Source organism: Rhizobium sp. Root1212, from assembly GCF_001424985.1.
In the GTDB taxonomy this organism is placed as follows: domain Bacteria; phylum Pseudomonadota; class Alphaproteobacteria; order Rhizobiales; family Rhizobiaceae; genus Pararhizobium.
In genome coordinates, this window is sequence record NZ_LMDA01000022.1 from 273410 (window position 1) to 292002 (window position 18593).

The following is an 18593-nucleotide window of genomic DNA, read 5'->3' on the forward strand; positions in this document are numbered from 1 at the left end:
TTGGAATTTGATGTCTCGTTCGACCAGAGCGCTGTAACTCTTGCCCTTCGTGAAAAACGATACGGGTTTCTTAGCCGGCTGATGTCCGGAAAGGCGACAACCGATCTGGACAGCCTCCCGATCGAGGAGCGCGATCTCCTGTTGGCCGTCGCCGATGTCCGTGCAATCGGTGATGAGATTGATGCCCCACCTCGTATAACCTCCAACGCCATTGTTCTCGATCACCGCCTTGTCGCCGCTCTTGACGCCAGGACTGCGGAAATTCTGGGATTGCCGGCTGTGGTTGATCTGGTCCTCAAGACCGACGTCGAAGGCATTGTCGGCGCTAGCAACTTTCGGCTGAGGCATGAATGGCTGCGCAACGGACAGCGACAGTTTCCTAAAAGGACCGGGGCTATCCTTGAAACAGCCAACGGACTGCGCCGCGTTCCGTTGTGGATGATGGACGCGATCGAAACGTCGGAAGCGCATCGGCCCGGCAACGGCGATTCGACGGACTGGGAAGCCTTGGCACGGTTCAGGCAGATGCTGGACCCGGGTGCCGATGGCGAAAACAAAGGCCCTGCCGCTCGGCTTTCCATGACCGACTTTCTCGGCGGTCTACAAGTGCGGATGGCGGACAGCTTTTCCATTTCGCCCCGCAATTCGTCCGACTTTGACGTCGTTCCATTTTCATCCCAGCGCCTGGAACGCGATCTGAGCGGCTTCGACGAAGTTTCCGAGGACATGGGGGAAATCCGGAACACCGACCTCGGCATCTTCCAGAACCGGGTTCGCGAACGCGGCGCTCTCCCCGCTTACAGGCTGTCGCCCGGCAGCTACCTCGTTGTTGACCGTTCGGCGGCACCCGCGCTGCAGGTGATGGCAGAGATGCAGCATGCGCCTGCGGCAGAACGTCAGGACTTCATCCGCAATCCGGGCCTGAAGATATCGAATGCCGTAGAAGCTTCGCTTCGATCTCAAGGCAAGCTTGAAGGTCTGTCACCCCAGGCCGAGCAGGAGATGATCGAGGCCGCGGCAGGCAGCCTCATCGTCGAAACCAAGGAATTTTCCGAACGCGTAACGGGCGTTGTGACTTTTGAGAAGATCGCGCTCGACATCACTGAAGGGAGCGGTACGACGTGGCTGCCTGAAGAATTCAGCCGAAAACTCGGAGAGGCGCTCGGTGCGATGCCCCGCTCCGAACTTGAGGCACTGCGGGAAAGAGTTTCATCTGCGATCGAGGACGAGAAATCCGCGGTTGAACTGGGCGAACTTTCGATACCGGCCAGGCCGGAAATGCTGAGCGTGATAGACAATCATCTCAACGCCGCCATCGATAACGACGACAGTGATAACGATGGCGACAAGACCGATGAAGGGAGGCGCGGCCCCGTCGTCCTCGACACCGCAGTCAACTTCGAAGAGGTTTCCTGGCACGCGAAACTTACCCCGAGATCAGCGCCGGCCGGTTCCGGGATTCCGGTTTCCATCAGAACACCCCTGAAACCTCACCAGGTCGAGAGCCTGCAATGGCAGATCGACGCCTGGAAGGCGGGCCTCCCCGGCGTACTGAATGCAGACGAACAGGGGCTGGGGAAGACGCTTCAGACCATCGCCTTCCTGACCTGGCTGAAATCGCATATGGCGGAAACGGGTGCGCAGAACAAAGGTCCGGTCCTTGTCGTTGCGCCGACATCCTTGCTTGAAAACTGGGAGCAGGAGGTCGCCCGCCATCTCCACGATCCTGGCCTGGGGCATCTCATCAGGCTTTATGGTAGCAGTCTCGGTGGCCGAAAGCTGGTCGGCGCAAAGGGCCGTGACACCGACAGCGGTGACGCCAAACTCGACCTGAGCTCCCTTCAGGAAGCGATCGAGGAGGGTCGTGCTCACAGATTCTGGCTACTGACGACCTACACGACCCTTACAAACTATCAGCATTCGTTGGGACGCATTCCGTTCTCCGCGATCGTCTTCGACGAAATTCAGGCGTTGAAAAACCCCGTCAGCCTGAGAGCTGTCGCCGCAAGAGCGATGAATGCCGACTTTCGTATTGGTCTGACAGGTACGCCGATCGAAAACGCTGCGACCGATCTCTGGTCGATCATGGATCAGCTCGCACCAGGCTCGCTCGACAGTCTGCGTGACTTCCACGGGAGATACAAGGAACCGACGGCGGAGAACATGACCGATCTCCATGCACGCGTTTTCCGCCCCAACAAGGATTGCCCACCACTGGCACTGCGGCGCCTGAAAGACGAAGTCGCGTCCGATCTACCCAAAAAGTCGCGCAGAATTCATCCCAGACTGATGCCGGAAGGCCAGGCTATTGCCTATGACGACGCCAAACTGAAATTGGCAACCGGCGGCCTCGGCGCTCAGCTGAAGATGCTGCATCACATTCGCACCGTGTCCGTTCACCCATCCGTCCAGTCGGCATGGAGCGACGAGGACTTCATTTCGGCGTCAGCGCGTCTGACCGCCGTCATGGATATCCTCCGCCGTGTTCATGCACGAGGCGAGAGGGCTCTCGTCTTCATAGAGCACAGGCAGATGCAGTACCGTTTCGTCGAGCTGGTAAGAGCTGAGTTCAAGCTCCAGAGAGTCGACCTGATCAACGGCGATACGCCAATTCCTCAGCGCCAGGCCATCGTCAACCGGTTCCAGCGGCACCTGGAGGATGATCGAGGGTTTGATCTCCTCGTGTTGGGACCGAAGGCTGCTGGGACTGGACTGACTCTCACGGCTGCCACGCATGTCATCCATCTTTCCCGCTGGTGGAATCCGGCTGTCGAAGAGCAATGCAATGACCGTGTTCACCGTATCGGACAGACAAACCCTGTAACGGTCCACATCCCCATGGCGGTACATGCCTCCTACCAGGACCAATCCTTTGATTGCCTCCTTCAGAGCCTGATGATGCGCAAACGGCGGCTCGCCAGTTCAGCGCTTTGGCCGATGGGCGACACACAGGATGATGTCGCAGCACTTCAACGCCTGATGACTGCCGAGAGAACGACCGACAACGGCGATCCAGTGAAAGCCGCGATGCACGGAATGTTTCAGCGGGACAATCTGAGGCTTCCTGCAGCGGAGGCCGATGGATCGCTCGCAATCGATTGACCTCGAACGATCCGGTATGCGGAAATGATTTCCGCAACGGGAGGCGTCCCTGCGGCGGCGAGTGGATAGCGATAAAATGAACTTGGACCGACCATGACGAATAAAAGCAACACCGCCATCGAACCCATCCTTTCAGTCGACAAAGCCCTTGTAATCGCGGACCCGTGGATCAGCTTGATCCTGAGTGGTCAGAAGGACTGGGAAATGCGATCGACGTCAGCGTCACATCGCGGCTGGTTCGGGCTGATATGGAAGGGGCTCGGAGCAGTCTACGGTGTCGCTCGGCTGGTCGATGTGAAACCTCCGCAGTCTCCCGAGCAGATGATAGAGGCTTACGAGCGCCACCGCATTCCGGAAGAGATGATACGATCCGGTGAGGTGGCGACGTGGAACACGCCTTGGGTGCTTGCCGATGTCAGGCGGCTGACAACTCCCGTGCGCTACCGTCATAAGAATGGCGCGGTAACATGGGTTAAGCTGGAAGACGATGTTTCGGAGGCAATTGTCCGACAGTTGAATGACGCGCCTGCCTTCCAGGCTCCCTTGACCTCGCTGGCCGCAGCGCCAAGCGTTGTGGATAAGAGAGACGCCAAGGTCATCGGCCAAGTCGAGATCACTCAGGGAAACATCGACCACCACCATATATATCTCCGCGGGTTCTTCGATCGCTTCCCGGCAGATTCTGTCGGTGGATCGAATAGAGCGGCCAAGGCGCTGAGGGAGATATCCGTTAACTGGGGCGAGGACAGTGTTTGGACGGACCTGGACGGTTCCAAGAGGTTTTTCCGCGCGCGAGGTTGGATCGCATCATTCTTCCGAAACAACGATGCGAAACCGGGCGACACGGTGACAGTGGAAGAAACGGCGCCCTATCAATACCGGGTATGGCTTTTGAAGCGAGACAAGTAGCTTTCGGGCCTCGTCTTCAAATTTTTGATATCCTCACTGCAATTTATTAGTGTATACCAAAGCGGCTCTTGAAGATTTTTCAGAAATTTTAGCTCACCGGATTCCTTGAGGAATTTCCGTCTCAAAATGAGAAAACATTAGGAAACTCGGAAAGTTTCCTAATGTTTTCAAAACCTTGTGGATTCCGGTTGTAACGCATATCCGAAATCCATGTCATCATTATCTCACGGTCGCTGATGAAGACCGGATGAAAACAGGAGATAAGACGACATGACTAAATACACGCAGAAGAAGATTGCGACCACTCTGGCTACCAAGGCAGCGGCAGGCGATGAAGAGATCAGCCCGGAGCAGCAGGGCGAGCTGAAAGAGCTTGGGGAGGGAATCCGTTCCCTCGGACGTCGCTCGACCAAACAGGCATTGGAGCTGGGCGGCTACCTCGCGCGCGCCAAAGCCATTCTTCCGGAAAGGCAGCTTGGCGCGTGGGTTAAGGCGATCTGTAAGTTCACGCCGAAGTCCGCACGCAACTATATTGCCATCCACGAGAACCTGTCCGCATACGAGGACCGGATCGTTGAGGCGGCAATTGCGCCGACGACCCTTTTCGTCCTCGCCTACGCGGACCAGCAGTATGTTGAACACGTGCTTTCGGCATTCGAAGCTGGCGAACAGCTGACCGTGGCGCAGGTCAAAAGCATGGTCGGCGTAACGCCCGGCAAGAAGCTCGAACGTCCGGACGACACCTTCAACGCAGCAGGGCTTGTTGGGCTTCGCGAAGTCGCTCAGGTGAAGGTCCAGCAGGACACCGTTCGGTTTATCGAGCTAGTGACCGTGATCCTTACACGGGTCGAAGAGGCGCTGAAGCCGCACGAAAACAATAAGCCTGTTGTGAAAAAGACGCTGCAGGACAAAGTCATGCTGGACTGCCGACATGCACACGACCTTCTCAACAGTATTGCCGCACCGCTCGTTCCTGATGCGACATCTTACATGAATTGGCGTGCTGCTAAGCTTCCCCATGGCACTGCCTGGCGGAAGGTGCAGAACCTGCTTAGTCTCATGGGTGGCACCACATGGCCCGAGCGTGCATCGTTCGTGCCATGGCTTCAGAACGACGTCGTCGCTCTGCTTCGCTTTGTGGTCCACGGCGAAGCGATCGCCGGAGAACCCGACATCGATGCGACAGACACGAACGACACTGAAGGCCTGATCCCGTTCGATCAGATGCCCTCCAACGTGCAGGACTCTGTCGAGAACGCTCTCGAGATCGTGCCGCCAGAAGACAGGGAGGAGATGAGGGGCATGATCCTGTTCGATCCCAAACCTTCGAAGCGCCAGTACAAGAAGCTTGCGGCTTGAAGAGCGTGTCCAACAGCCCCGCCATCGTGCGGGGCTTTTTGCGTTTAGTGCATTGGAATGAAGCGTTCGCCGTTAACCATGCCAGGGCTCTTTGTTCCGGATGCGTTCTAACCGGCTAGCCGGACACCGATATCCGGGCTATGTCGACGGTGTCTGGAGAAACACCTGGTTCTGCAGACACTTAGCGGCCCACGTCGGTGGTGGAACACCAAACGCGGGCCTGACCAGCAACCTTCTTGCGAAAGGCCACCGGCTATGTCGACCCTTAACTGCTTCGCTTCCGTATCGGAAGCGTCTTCTCCCGCCCCTTCTGTTGAAACACGTCCGTTCGTCCGCGCGCCGCTGCGCGTCGGTCGCATGTCATAACCGGACCTTTGATCGCCGACGCTGGTATCCGATGCGGAAATTGTTTCCGCATGCGCGGGCATTTGTCCGCGGATTTGCCGCGTCGGGCGATCCTGTTTCCAATTAACGGGAGAGACCCATGACCACCATCAAACACATGACGGCGCCTGCCTACTCCACCATCGCAGATGTCGAGACCATGAAGCCCAGCCTGAATGCGCTGATCGAGGAGATCGTCGCACCTGCACTGTCCACCGACTTGCTTCGCCGTGCGCTCTCTGCCGGCATAAACGAGATCACTACGATTCTGCGCGCCGTGCCGGTTGCCGAAGGACGGCTCCTGGAACGCGGCATTGCGCTGATCGCTAATCTGAACGCGGACCTTGTCGTCCTCTCTGGCAACTTGCGTCTACCGGTGACGAAGGCGGCGACCGAGCTGGTAGAGATGAACGACCCCAAACTCTACCGGTCACTCAGCCTTGACGCTGACAGTGGTGGACGCAAAAGCTATACGCCCGACCTTTTGATCCTCAACCAGAGGACCGAGGTCGTGCATCTGGTCGATGTCAAACGCAGCCTCGGGTCGTATGAGGTATCGCGGATCGCCGAGCTCAAAAACCGCATGCTGGCCGCCGCGCTCGTTGTGCCGGACTTGCTCTACAAAGAGCATCGCCGGCTCCAAGCAAAAGAGGTGCGGGTCGTCATCCTCAACGCCGAAAACCAGCGCACCGACATCGACGGCGGTGTCTGGCCACTCTCGCATCTCGATCATCTGCTTGAGGTCGAGGGCGCAGGTGAAGTCATGGCCAACATGCGCCACCTGTTCCAGACCCGGATCGAGCTGAACTGGAATGACGCGCTCCAGGACCATCGCGACGCAAAGGTGACCGATGTTGCGGAAGCCGAGCGGCTTCGGTTGCGCGGTGCGGCGTCAGAAATTGCGCAGCCGGCCGTGCCACCGGAGTTGGTTGGTCGTGGCGCATCACGCCCGCCGATCCAGATCGGTTTTGCGCAAGCGCCACGCGCTGCCCCGCACTAGCGACCGACTCCCGCGAATAATCCACCCTGCCTATTCAACGCATGCCCGATGGGCACGCGATCAGGAGATCGTCTGCCATGACGAAAAAAATTTCCAATATTCTGTCCTTTCCGATCCGCCACGCGCCGATCCAGCCTGCTTCGCAGCTGAAGGCTGCCGAGCCTGAGGTTCTTCATCTGCTGGCCACCGGCAACAAAAGCCTCGTCGCAGACGACGAGTTCCGCGAACACGTGGCCACCATTGTGGGTGTCGCCATCCGGTGCGGCCGACGAAAGGGGCGCAGCCTGTCGAGCCTGCAGCCGCAGCTACGCAAGTGGCTGATCGATCTCTGCGATCAGGGAGAACCGTCCGCCGTGATGGTGCATGACTGGCTGACCGGCAACCGTCGTTACTGGGCGCATGACTTCGATCCCGCGGGGTCTGACGGGCAGCGCACATCCAAGCGGAGTGTCGAGATGGGGGAGGGCGCCTAATGGAAACCCCCACCGATCGCATTACGCGCCATCTGCTCGCCCGCCTTCGCCGTCGTGCAGTTCTCGATCTCTATGCTGCGGCAGCCAACGTCGGGCTCCTTGAAGAATATCCCGCTGGTGAAGATGAGGACAGCGGCACGGTCTGGACTGTTGCAGACAGCACCCTGCACCTTATGACCGGTGATAAGGATAAGGATCGCAAACTGATCGCGCGGCGACTTGGCACGTCGATGACGTCCTCAAGCGGCACGACACTCAACATGTTCGACTACGAGACCGATCAGGATGCAGAGCTTGAGGTTCGGCCGCGGACGAAGTCGCGCGTGAAACATATCGCTGCATCGGCCAGCAACGACGAGGACCAGGCGGACCGGCCCGCGACCCTGATGCCGAAACAACCTTCCATGGCGAAGGAGACCGATATTCTGGCCCTTTTGCGTCAGCATGTGCCGGCACCAAGTGTCGCTCATGTAGCGATGGCATTGCTGGTGGCCCGGGCTGTTGGATCGAGTATCCCAGATATCGAAACCTTGCGCGAACTCGTTGCACGTGCCGACATCTTCGCTTTGATCAAAGCGCCTGTTAAGCGCTTCGAACGACGCTTTGCGAAGATGTTGGAAGACGGCCTGCTGCTGCCTTATCGCGTGAAGGTTGGCGATGTCTACCACGGTGCCTCGCTCCGCGAGCAGTATCACGGTGAGCCAAGGACAAAGCCGCGCCGTGCCGTCAAACTGTTAAGCGGCAATCGCGCGCGCCATATCGAGCACACGGCGCTGTCGCAGCATCTCGCAGATGCACTCCTGGACAGGTCAACGCCCGTCATCGTTGTCGACGAAACGAGTGTTACACCGTCACCGTCCTTGGCGCTGACTGTGGACGTCGTCTTCGAATGCCAGGGTCTGGATCACGCGTTGCTCGCCGAGCTGCTGCATATTACCCTCGGTATTGCCCCGACGCGATCGCTGAAAGGTATGGAAGTTTTGGGGCTCGATCTGGAAGGCCTGTCGATCGATGACTTGACATTGGCGATCAGGCCGTCACACGATCTTGAAGCAATCCTGGCCACTCTTGCCGCGCTCGGCGAAAGGGCACGAAGCTGCGACGAGGATGACAGCAAGGACAGTGATGGTCGTCGTGGTCGCACTGGCCGAGACCCCAAGTCGAAAAGCAGGGCTGGCACATCGGGCGAGACCGGCAAATCGGCCGCGCCTGATGGCGTCGAAATCATTCAGCCGCTCAAGCTAACTGCCGAAAACACGGGCGCCGTGGGCGAAGAGGCGTCACCAGAAGAAATTGCAGTCGGCAGCTACGTGCAACACCTTCGGATCGAATCCATGTCCGGCTACGGTGAGGCGAGGCAATGGGCACTCGATCTGAGGGGCGATCTTGAGCTTTGGCGGGAGGAAGGTCTTCGCTGGAGCGAGATGAGCACCAAGCTCCTTCTCTCGGGGCCTCCCGGTACTGGCAAGACCACCTATGCCCACGCTCTATGCAACATGCTGCAGGTGCCGCTGTTGGTAACGTCCGTCGCGGCATGGCTGGAGCCTGGCTATCTCGGCGATGTGCTCAAGCGCATGTCGCACGCCTTCGAGGCGGCCCGGGCGCATGCGCCATCCATTCTCTTCATCGACGAAATCGACAATATCGGCAGCCGGGGCAGCAGCCGGCGAGAACAGTATGACGACTACTGGCGCTCCTTGATCAACCGGATGCTGGAGCTGCTGGATGGCGCCTCCAAGACCGAAGGTGTGATCGTTGTCGGGGCGACGAACCTGCCGGATCGGATTGATGCCGCCCTGCTGCGGTCAGGCCGGCTGGAGACGCATGTGGTCGTTCCCATGCCGGACACCGATGCGCTCAGCGGCATCCTGGCACACCATCTGGCGGACGACCTGCCTGGCGTTCTTTCCTCGGCTCCGACCACACCGTTTCCGAAACCTTTACCACCACAGAAGGCGAAGGGCCACGATCCGCAGCTGCGGAAAACAGCTGAGCGCCGAAAAGCCGAACATGGAAAGGAAGCGCCGCAATGATCAAAATCCAGGAACAACCGCATCATGTCCTTCGACCGCTGGCCTTGCTTGCAACCGGTCGCACGGGCGCAGACATCGAACGCGTCGTCCGCGAGGTCCGGCGCAAGACCCGTAGGGAGCAGCGCGACATCACTTGGAGCGATCTCGAGCAGGCGCTGCTAGATGGACAGATGCGCATGTCCGACGACCTTCGCTGGCGCACGGCGATCCATGAGGCAGGCCACGCCATGGCTTTCACGCTGACTGGCATTGCCGAAGTTATTACCGCGACCATCGGAATCGACGGCGTCGGACAGGTCAGCAGTCGGCCGAACAGTCACCTGACACAGACGGAAAGCTGGTTGATGGACTATATCACCTGCTTGCTCGCCGGTCGCACTGCCGAACTCCTGGTGTTCGGGGAGCCAATGGCAGGCGCTGGCGGGGGCGACGACAGCGATCTAGCTCAAGCTACAAACCACGCCTTGGCGGCCGAGACGAGGCTAGGCTTCTCCAACCACCAGCCCCTCGTCTATCGATCTGAGGGTGTCAGCATCACCGAGCTGAATCTCGACCGGCAGCTGACAGAGCGGGTCAATGCCCGGCTGCTGTCAGCTGAGCAGGCCGCGCGAGACATGCTGGAGACGCGGCGCGAGGACCTGATGGCCATTGCCACACGCCTCAGCGAGGTCAGTGTGATGAGCGGAGACGAGGTGCGCCAGATGCTGGATGTCCGAGACGGGTAACGGAGGGTAGCAAGCCAATCGGTGCGATCCAGAAAATCGATTCCTTTTGGCGCCCGTGCGATTCCGATCTCTTGGAATGCGATTCTGACGTCAGGATTATCGATTCCGAAGTCCAAGACCGCGTTGCCTGAGGCGGTCAGGCGCTCGACGGTCGCACCAACATGCGTCGTATCACGTCTTCTCAGATCGCCACGACCTGACGGCACCTCATACTGACGTGTCCTGAATTGCGACGATGCGTGTCGAGGTGCCTGCACATCATTACGCCTCATCTCAATTTACCCTGCCGCGATTCCGATCTCTGCGTTCTCGTTGCCGAACTCCGGATTTGCGATTCCGGGGTCAACGTCGGTTGCGGGCAACGCACTGGTGGATAGGCTATCGGGTTCTTTCGGGGCAACTGGCGTTTGTCGCTTGCATCGCCGGCGCTCACGCTGAGGCTCCACCAACAAGGAGCGCAAGATGCCAAGGAAACCCAAGAAACAACGCAACGCCGAGCAGGCTGAACGCCAACAGCTTGTACGTGAGGATGCCAAGGCGCGCTGCCGTCCGTCCCGTGACGATCTCGCACGTGTTCTGCTTTGGCAGATGATCACCGCCGCGCAAGCACAGAAGGACCCCGACCGCGCGCTGGGCAAGGTCAGGGATTCAATTGTTGATGATCTGGAGCGCCAAGGATTCGACGTGCGTGAGAGCGAGAACGTCTTTCATGAGCTTGCCGATCGGTACAGCGACGGCCTCTACCCCTTCCGCCCCAAGCGCCATCTCGCGCCATTCTGATCTGGCTCTCTTTCATTTGTGCTTTGCAAACGCCGTTCGGTTCTAATGGTCGTCTTCTCCCCATTACTCGGCATCACGGCGTTTGCAGAGGAATCGGAAATCCATCCTTCCGCCATCTCCTATTCTCAGGGTTGCATTACTGCCGCGAACACTATTCATATTGAGTAATCAATGAGATTGCGGGGGAAACGGCATCCAGATGGACAAGCGCTCTTTGACGGAACGCGATATCTGCACGAAGTTCATTCTGCCGGCCGTCAGGCAGGCTGGATGGGATATGATGCTGCAGGTCCGTGAAGAGGTCTTCTTCACCAAGGGGCGCATTACTGTCCGCGGGAAGCTCGTCGCCCGCGGCAACGCCAAGAAGGCGGACGTTGTCCTCTACTACAAGCCCAATATCCCGATCGCGCTCATCGAGGCGAAGGATAACAGTCATGCGGTAGGCGATGGCCTCCAGCAGGGACTGGACTACGCTGAAACGCTGGCGATCCCCTTCGTCTTTGCCTCGAATGGCGATGGCTTCGTCTTCCACGATCGGACAGGCCTGCGCGACGTGAAGGAGGAAAACCTCCGCCTTGAGCAGTTCCCGTCGCCGGTTGAGCTTTGGAGGCTCTATAGCCGATGGAAGGGCCTGGATACCTCTGCGGAAGCCTTGGTGCTTCAGGACTATTATGATGACGGCAGCGGCAAGGCTCCGCGCTATTATCAGGTGAACGCCGTCAACGCGGCCATCGAGGCCATCGCCAAGGGGCAGGACCGTGTCCTGTTGGTCATGGCGACGGGCACAGGGAAAACCTATACCGCCTTCCAGATCATCTGGCGTCTGTGGAAGGCCAAGCGCAAGAAACGTATCCTCTTCCTGGCCGATCGCAACGTTCTGATCGACCAGACCATGATCAACGATTTCCGTCCGTTCGGCGGTGCGATGGCAAAGCTTTCGAGCAAGTCAAAGACCATAGAGCGCGCCGACGGGTCCAATGTTGACGTACCGCTTGCGCTCGATCGTAAGCGTCGTATCGATGCGTCCTACGAAATCTATCTCGGCCTCTATCAGGCCATCACCGGCCCAGAAGAACGGCAGAAGCTTTTCCGCGAGTTCTCGCCGGATTTCTTCGACCTGATCGTTATCGACGAGTGCCATCGCGGCAGTGCTGCCGAAGATTCAGCCTGGCGCGAAATCCTGGAGTACTTCTCCGCTGCCAGTCAGATCGGTTTGACGGCGACGCCGAAAGAAACGGAATACGTGTCCAACACCGCCTATTTCGGCGAGCCGGTATTCACCTACTCCCTGAAACAGGGCATCAGCGACGGCTTTCTCGCACCTTACAAGGTGATCAAGGTCCACATCGACCGCGACGTTGAAGGCTATCGGCCAGAAAAGGGCCAGCTGGATCGGGATGGCGAGGAGGTCGAGGACCGCATTTACAACGCCAAGGATTTCGATAGGACCCTGGTTTTGGATGACCGCACCGAGCTGGTGTCCGCAAAGGTGACCGAGTTCCTGAAGGAGAGCGGCGACCGTTTTCAGAAGACTATCGTCTTCTGCGTTGACGAAGAGCATGCGGCCCGTATGCGCCAGGCGCTGATTAACGACAACAAGGACCTCTGCGACGGGAATCCCCGCTACGTGATGCGCATCACCGGAAGCGACACCCTCGGCCAGGCGCAGATCGGCAACTTCATCGATCCGGAATCGCGGTACCCGGTGATCGTCACGACGTCTCGTCTGCTCTCCACCGGCGTCGATGCCCAGACCTGCCGCCTCATCGTGCTGGATCGCCCCGTAGGGTCGATGACCGAGTTCAAGCAGATCGTCGGCCGCGGCACGCGGGTGCATGAGGATACGCAGAAGTACTATTTCACGCTGATGGATTTCCGCGGCGCGACCAACCACTTCGCCGATCCCGAATTCGATGGCGATCCGGTGCAGATATACGAGGCGGGCGAGGGCGACCCGATCACCCCGCCGGATGTGGAGCCTCGCGGCTTTGAAGACAACGATCAGGACGAATACACTGCCGAACCGCCAACCACTGGGGACGGGGACGTAACGTTTCCGGGCGGCGGCGAACGCCAGAAGAAGGTCTACGTCGATGGTATCAGAGTGCGGGTTGTCGCGGAGCGCGTCGAATACCTGGATGCCAATGGCAAGCTTGTCACCGAAAGCCTGCGCGATTTCACCAAGGCAGCGCTGCTTCGCCATTTCGCCAGTCTCGATGCGTTCCTGCGCCGTTGGAATTCCGAGGAGCGCAAGGACGCGCTGGTGAAGGAACTGGCGGCCGAAGGCCTGCCGCTGGATGCAATCGCCAAGGAACTTGGCATCGACCTTGATCCCTTCGATCTCGTCTGCCACATCGCCTTTGACCGCAAGCCGCTGACACGGCAGGAACGTGCTGACAATGTGAAGAAGCGCGATGTCTTTGGCCGGTACGAGGGCAAGGCGCGGGCCGTTCTGGACATGCTGCTGACCAAATACGCGGATGAGGGCGTCCTGAACCTCGACGATACCAATGTGCTGCGCATACCACCCGCCAACACGCTCGGCATGCCCGTAGAGCTTCTTCGCGCCTTCGGTGGCAAGCTAGCTTTCGAACAGGCGGTCCACGCCATGCAGAACGCAATTTACGAGGATGCCTCGTGAGGCTACACCCTCCCGAGTGCCCCACGCAGCCAATAACAGAATGAAGCAGCCCCATGTCAGTCCGTAACACCGTCAAATCCATCCAGGATATCATGCGCCAGGATGCCGGCGTCGATGGCGATGCCCAGCGCATCAGCCAGCTCTGCTGGATGTTTTTCCTGAAAATCATGGACGATCAGGACCAGGAACTGGAGCTGACGCACGACAATTACGTTTCGCCCATCCCGGAGAAATTCCAGTGGCGCAACTGGGCGGCAGACCCGGAAGGCATTACCGGCGAGGCGCTCATGAACTTCGTCAACATGGAGCTGTTTCCGGCGCTGAAAACGGTGCCGGTCTCGGCACAGCCGGGGGATCGCCGCCGCGTGGTGCGCGATCTGTTCGAGGATGCCTATAACTACATGAAATCAGGCCAGTTGATCCGCCAGGTGGTCAACAAGATCAGCGACGTCGATTTCAACAGCCTAACGGAACGCCAGCATTTTGGCGAAATCTACGAGCAGATTTTGAACGACCTGCAGTCGGCCGGCAATGCCGGCGAATATTACACCCCGCGTGCGCTGACCGCCTTCATGGTGGAGCGCATCGACCCGAAACCCGGGGAAATCCTGTTCGACCCCGCCTGCGGCACCGGCGGCTTCCTGACCTGCGCCATCCGCCACATGGAAAAGCACCATGTCCGCACGCCGGAGAGCCGCGATAAGATGCAGGCCGGCTTGCGCGCCGTGGAAAAGAAGCCGCTGCCGCATATGCTCTGCGTCACCAACATGCTGCTGCACGGCATCGAAGACCCAAGCTTCGTGCGTCACGACAACACGCTCGCCCGCCCGCTGATTTCCTGGGGGAAGGATGAGCGCGTCGATATCGTGCTCACCAACCCGCCATTTGGCGGGCGCGAGGAAGACGGCATCGAAAACAACTTTCCGACCTTTCGCACCAAGGAAACCGCAGACCTGTTTCTGGCGCTGATTGTGCGCCTGCTGAAGGATGGCGGCCGCGCCGCCGTCGTCCTGCCGGATGGCTCGCTGTTTGGCGAAGGCATCAAGACGCGGCTGAAGGAGCATCTCCTGGAGGAGTGCAATCTACACACCATCGTGCGCCTGCCCAATTCCGTCTTCAAGCCCTATGCCTCGATCGGCACCAATCTGCTGTTCTTCGAAAAGGGCACGCCGACCAAGGACATCTGGTATTGGGAACACCGCGTGCCGGAAGGCCAGAAGGCCTATTCCATGACCAAGCCGATCCGGCAGGAGCATCTGCAGGACTGCGTCGACTGGTGGGGTGGCACGGAGCGCAAGGGCCGCGAAGAAGGCCCGCAGGCCTGGCGCGTAACCCTGGAAGACGTGAAGGCGCGCGGCTATAATCTGGATTTCAAGAACCCGCACACGGTGGCCGATGACCATGGCGACCCGCAGACCCTGCTGGAAGAGTTGACGGCTGCCGAAACCAGTGCGGCCCGCCTGCGCGACCAGCTGAAGAGCATTCTGGCCGAGGCGCTGGCCCGATGAACGCCGAACGCCTGTTGCAGCATTACGAAAAGATTGCCGATGCCCCGGATGCGATTGCCAGACTACGGCGGTTCATTCTCGATCTAGCCGTACGGGGCAAGCTTGTGCCGCAGGATTTCGAAGACGAGCCGGCGTCGGAGCTATTGAAGCGGATTGCGGAGGAAAAGGCGCGGCTGCTCAAAGCAGGGGAAATTCGAACTCCCAAGCCTCATAGCGCAGTAGTTGACGCTCCCTTTTCAATTCCATCGAATTGGTCTTGGTCGCAAATCGCTGAAGTCGGGATTGTGAGCCCCCGAAACGATGCGCCTGACACACTGGAAAAGTCATTTGTTCCCATGCCTTTGATAGCTGCCGAATATGGTGTTGCGAACAGGCACGAAGTCCGTCCTTGGGGCGAGATCAAAAAGGGGTATACGCATTTCGCCGAGGGCGATGTCGGTCTCGCGAAGATCACGCCTTGTTTCGAAAATGGGAAGTCGACGGTCTTTAGGAATTTGACTGGCGGCATAGGCAGCGGAACGACTGAACTTCACGTCGTTCGCCCATTGCTGGTCGTGGCAGACTACATTTTGCTCTTTTGGAAGAGCCCCCATTTCATAGAAACCGGCATTCCTAAAATGACGGGAACCGCCGGCCAAAAGCGTGTACCGACTGACTATTTCGCGAACTCTCCTTTCCCCCTTCCACCCCTTGCCGAACAGCACCGCATCGTCGCCAAGGTCGATGAACTGATGGCGCTTTGCGACGCGCTGGAAGCGGCGCGAATGGAGAGGGAGACGAAGCGGGACCGGCTGGCGAGTGCAAGCCTTGCCCGCCTCAACACCCCCGACCCGGAGACCTTCCGCGAAGACGCGCGCTTCGCGCTCGATGCCCTGCCGGCGCTCACCGCCCGGCCGGACCAGATCAAGCAGATGCGCCAGACCATCCTCAACCTCGCCGTCCGCGGCAAGCTCGTGCCGCAGGACCCGGCGGATGAGCCGGCAGAGGAGTTGTTGAAGCGCCTGATGGCCGCGCAGAGTGCTGCTTGCAGAGATGAAAGTCTTCGGGCGCGGCCACCAGTAAAAAAGCTAGGCCGTTCTGATCTGTGGTTCGATGTTCCGGACGAATGGGTTTTGTCGTCCTTTGACGATCTCTTTGTAATCGTCAGCGGCGTGACGAAGGGGCAGAAGGTGTCTCCGTCCGAGGCAGCAGATGCGCCCTATCTTCGGGTTGCCAATGTGCAACGCGGGCATCTTGATCTTACCGTGATCAAGACAATTTCGGTTCGACGAAGCGATATTGAACGATATGCTCTTAGAGAAGGTGACGTTCTCATGACCGAGGGAGGTGACTGGGACAAGTTGGGACGCGCCGCGATATGGCGCGACGAGATTCCCAATTGCATCCATCAGAACCACATCTTTCGCGTCAGACCGCCATCGGCCGATGTTTCGCCCGCTTGGATCATCACCTACGTAAATAGCCACCTCGGGCGGGCCTTTTTCGAGAATGCGTCGAAGCAGACAACTAACCTCGCATCGATCAACATGACGCAGCTCCGAGCATGCCCATTCCCCCTCCCACCGCTCGCCGAACAACATCGCATCGTCGCCAAGGTCGATGAACTCATGGCGCTCTGCGATCAGTTGGAATCCAGCCTGACCCACGCTGACGAGACGCGGAAAAAACTGCTCGACGCGCTGCTGGCCGAGGCGCTGGCACCTGTCGATGCCGAGGTGCTGCAGGAGGCGGCAGAATGACACTTCGGATCGACCACCAGAGTGTGGACTTCCCCAGCGTCTATGCAATCCGATCCGGGACACTCACAACAACCTGGGATGAATTGCTTTGGGCAGCGATAACGATCGGTCGGCCCAGTACCTACCACGTATTTCGGCATGGACCGGCGTCGGCCCACGAAGCCATTTTTAGGTTGGCGCTCGTGCGGATGGCCATTCAAGAAGGCTGGCACGGTCGGCTGCAGCGGACTGACGCCTTCGCCGCGCTGGACCCGACAGAAAAGGGAATGGTCAGCTATTTTCTGGGCATGATGCTCTGTAAGGTCTTTGCTGGTCAGCTCCTCAGAACTCCCTGGCTCCTACATCTGGATGTTTTCCGTAGCGACCTGAATCCACTCATTCTTGGACGCTCTCGACCGGACTTGATCGGGCAGGATTACACTGGACATTGGCTCGCCTTCGAGAGCAAAGGACGTTCTTCTGCCCCGACGAATGCGGACAAGGCGAAAGCGAAGCTCCAAGCGTTGCGCCTCATATGCGTCAATAACAACAGTTGTTCACTGCATGTAGGCTCCTTCTCTTTTTTCCGGAATGAAACCCTGGAGTTCTATTGGCGCGATCCTGAGCCTGAACCGCTGGACCCAATTGAACTACCGGAGCCTGACGCAGAATGGCGCTACTACTTCGAACCGGCTCTAAGCCTTGTTAGCGCGGAAGGAGGATCAACGCTCGCTGCGGAGCGGGAGATAGCCGATGTGGACGTCGCTATCCATCCTAAGATTCGACCGTTACTTGAGCGAGGTGACTGGGTGGGTGCAAAACGCACCGCAGATCAGCTACGCGAGGTGTTTTTAGCTGAAGGTTATCGGGCTGATGGTATCCGCGTGATCGCGGGGGAGAGCTGGAGCAAGCAGTTTGAACACCGTGAGAGATGACTTGGCATAGCGGCCAAGGCTGATCGATGAGAGAAGCCAAATAAATACAATCACCCGGTAAGGAATGCCGCATGACCGCGTTACTGGAAAAACCCCGCTCCATCCGCCTGCGTTCCTTCTATGGTTTTAGCCCGGAAGAAGACGGCTATCTCGGCTGGACCGACGAGGCGTCCCGCGATCGGATGCTGGGGCTGGTCAAGGATGGCGATCTGTTCATGATCTATGGAGCCGCCTCCGCAGAGACCAGCAAGAACGAACGCCACCGTGTTCTGGGGTTTCTGCAGGTCGAGGCGCGACGTGTTCGCGACATCGACAAAGCCTCATCCCTTGGCTTGAAACGCAAAAGCGACAATGGCTGGACGGAGAAATGGAGCCACGCATTACCGGTTGTGCGTGCATGGCGGGTCGATGAGCCGATGCTGCTCGAAACCATCGCGCCCGTGACCTATCGTGCCGAGGCAGGCCAAGCGATCGCTGTCTGGAGCCCGGAGCTGACACCATCGGAAATCGATCTGGCGCTGAAAGTGAAGGTAACCGAGGTCAATGTCTTCGGGGAGACGCCTGTCGCGGAGACGGTGGTCAAGAGAAGACCGCTTGCCGAGGTGTTTCAACCCTCCGAAGCGTTTCCGGGCAGTTTCGGCGAGAGGACATCGACCTACGAAGATGGTCCAACGCTTCTCTACCTTGCCCGTTTTGAAGGGGACGGGTTCGCCATGATGGGCCTGCCGAAGCCGCAATTCGACAAATCGGGCCTGATCAAGATCGGTGTGTCCAATGACGTCAGGCGGCGCGCGGAGGAGCTGAACTGCGGCTTTCCGCCCGCAGCCAAGGGCCGCTGGAAGATCGAGATGACCTCACAGCTTTACCACAACAAGGCGACTGCGGAAGCCGCCGAGAAAGTCTTCAAGGACCGCGGCCAAAAAGAGCTGACCAGCCTTGGCGGCGAATTCTTCAACGGTGACTGGATGAAGGCGCAGAGTATATTCGCCTCCGTTCCTGGCGCATCGCGGTTTGGTGGAAAATAGA

13 protein-coding genes are annotated in these 18593 nt (G+C 58.7%); all 13 read left to right on the forward strand.

Features of this window, described 5'->3' with window-relative positions:
* The gene (locus ASC86_RS17455) at positions 1 to 3102 is read left to right on the forward strand and encodes a DEAD/DEAH box helicase (protein WP_056323921.1); all 3102 of its coding nucleotides are present in this window, start codon (positions 1 to 3) and stop codon (positions 3100 to 3102) included.
* Positions 3103 to 3195: 93 nt separating this feature from the next.
* Entirely contained in the window at positions 3196 to 4011 is an 816-nt protein-coding gene (locus tag ASC86_RS17460; RefSeq protein ID WP_056323925.1) for an ASCH domain-containing protein, read from the forward strand.
* A gap of 270 nt (positions 4012 to 4281) precedes the next feature.
* Positions 4282 to 5370, forward strand: coding sequence for a hypothetical protein (locus tag ASC86_RS17465; RefSeq protein WP_056323927.1), 1089 nt, complete (start codon positions 4282 to 4284; stop codon positions 5368 to 5370).
* 484 nt (positions 5371 to 5854) lie between these two features.
* Entirely contained in the window at positions 5855 to 6754 is a 900-nt protein-coding gene (locus ASC86_RS17470; RefSeq protein WP_056323929.1) for a hypothetical protein, read from the forward strand.
* 77 nt (positions 6755 to 6831) lie between these two features.
* Positions 6832 to 7227, forward strand: coding sequence for a hypothetical protein (locus ASC86_RS17475; protein ID WP_056323931.1), 396 nt, complete (start codon positions 6832 to 6834; stop codon positions 7225 to 7227).
* Positions 7227 to 9260 carry an ATP-binding protein gene (locus ASC86_RS17480; protein WP_056323934.1) on the forward strand — a complete coding sequence of 678 codons (2034 nt, stop codon included), beginning with the start codon at positions 7227 to 7229 and terminating at the stop codon, positions 9258 to 9260. Before ASC86_RS17475 ends, ASC86_RS17480 begins: the two co-directional genes overlap by 1 nt.
* Positions 9257 to 9985, forward strand: coding sequence for a hypothetical protein (locus ASC86_RS17485; protein WP_056323936.1), 729 nt, complete (start codon positions 9257 to 9259; stop codon positions 9983 to 9985). Before ASC86_RS17480 ends, ASC86_RS17485 begins: the two co-directional genes overlap by 4 nt.
* 462 nt (positions 9986 to 10447) lie before the next feature.
* Positions 10448 to 10765, forward strand: coding sequence for a hypothetical protein (locus ASC86_RS17490; RefSeq protein ID WP_056323939.1), 318 nt, complete (start codon positions 10448 to 10450; stop codon positions 10763 to 10765).
* Positions 10766 to 10964: 199 nt separating this feature from the next.
* Positions 10965 to 13406, forward strand: coding sequence for a DEAD/DEAH box helicase family protein (locus ASC86_RS17495; protein ID WP_056323942.1), 2442 nt, complete (start codon positions 10965 to 10967; stop codon positions 13404 to 13406).
* Positions 13407 to 13459: 53 nt separating this feature from the next.
* On the forward strand, positions 13460 to 14914 hold the full coding sequence (locus tag ASC86_RS17500; protein ID WP_056323945.1) for a class I SAM-dependent DNA methyltransferase: 1455 nt from the start codon (positions 13460 to 13462) through the stop codon (positions 14912 to 14914).
* Positions 14911 to 16653 carry a restriction endonuclease subunit S gene (locus tag ASC86_RS17505; RefSeq protein ID WP_056323948.1) on the forward strand — a complete coding sequence of 581 codons (1743 nt, stop codon included), beginning with the start codon at positions 14911 to 14913 and terminating at the stop codon, positions 16651 to 16653. The genes ASC86_RS17500 and ASC86_RS17505 overlap by 4 nt, the downstream gene beginning before the upstream one ends.
* A complete protein-coding gene (locus tag ASC86_RS17510) occupies positions 16650 to 17567 on the forward strand; it encodes a hypothetical protein (protein WP_056323949.1) in 918 nt (305 codons plus the stop codon). The genes ASC86_RS17505 and ASC86_RS17510 overlap by 4 nt, the downstream gene beginning before the upstream one ends.
* A 182-nt stretch (positions 17568 to 17749) precedes the next feature.
* Positions 17750 to 18592 carry a GIY-YIG nuclease family protein gene (locus ASC86_RS17515; protein ID WP_200943831.1) on the forward strand — a complete coding sequence of 281 codons (843 nt, stop codon included), beginning with the start codon at positions 17750 to 17752 and terminating at the stop codon, positions 18590 to 18592.
* Position 18593: the final 1 nt, after the last annotated feature.

What these genes read in the sequence shown, in the direction of transcription:
- ASC86_RS17460 (WP_056323925.1), top strand. Translation starts at nt 3,196, where the DNA reads ATGACGAATAAAAGCAACACCGCCATCGAACCCATCCTTTCAGTCGAC.
- ASC86_RS17465 (WP_056323927.1), top strand. Translation starts at nt 4,282, where the DNA reads ATGACTAAATACACGCAGAAGAAGATTGCGACCACTCTGGCTACCAAG.
- ASC86_RS17470 (WP_056323929.1), top strand. Translation starts at nt 5,855, where the DNA reads ATGACCACCATCAAACACATGACGGCGCCTGCCTACTCCACCATCGCA.
- ASC86_RS17475 (WP_056323931.1), top strand. Translation starts at nt 6,832, where the DNA reads ATGACGAAAAAAATTTCCAATATTCTGTCCTTTCCGATCCGCCACGCG.
- ASC86_RS17480 (WP_056323934.1), top strand. Translation starts at nt 7,227, where the DNA reads ATGGAAACCCCCACCGATCGCATTACGCGCCATCTGCTCGCCCGCCTT.
- ASC86_RS17485 (WP_056323936.1), top strand. Translation starts at nt 9,257, where the DNA reads ATGATCAAAATCCAGGAACAACCGCATCATGTCCTTCGACCGCTGGCC.
- ASC86_RS17490 (WP_056323939.1), top strand. Translation starts at nt 10,448, where the DNA reads ATGCCAAGGAAACCCAAGAAACAACGCAACGCCGAGCAGGCTGAACGC.
- ASC86_RS17495 (WP_056323942.1), top strand. Translation starts at nt 10,965, where the DNA reads ATGGACAAGCGCTCTTTGACGGAACGCGATATCTGCACGAAGTTCATT.
- ASC86_RS17500 (WP_056323945.1), top strand. Translation starts at nt 13,460, where the DNA reads ATGTCAGTCCGTAACACCGTCAAATCCATCCAGGATATCATGCGCCAG.
- ASC86_RS17505 (WP_056323948.1), top strand. Translation starts at nt 14,911, where the DNA reads ATGAACGCCGAACGCCTGTTGCAGCATTACGAAAAGATTGCCGATGCC.
- ASC86_RS17510 (WP_056323949.1), top strand. Translation starts at nt 16,650, where the DNA reads ATGACACTTCGGATCGACCACCAGAGTGTGGACTTCCCCAGCGTCTAT.
- ASC86_RS17515 (WP_200943831.1), top strand. Translation starts at nt 17,750, where the DNA reads ATGCTGGGGCTGGTCAAGGATGGCGATCTGTTCATGATCTATGGAGCC.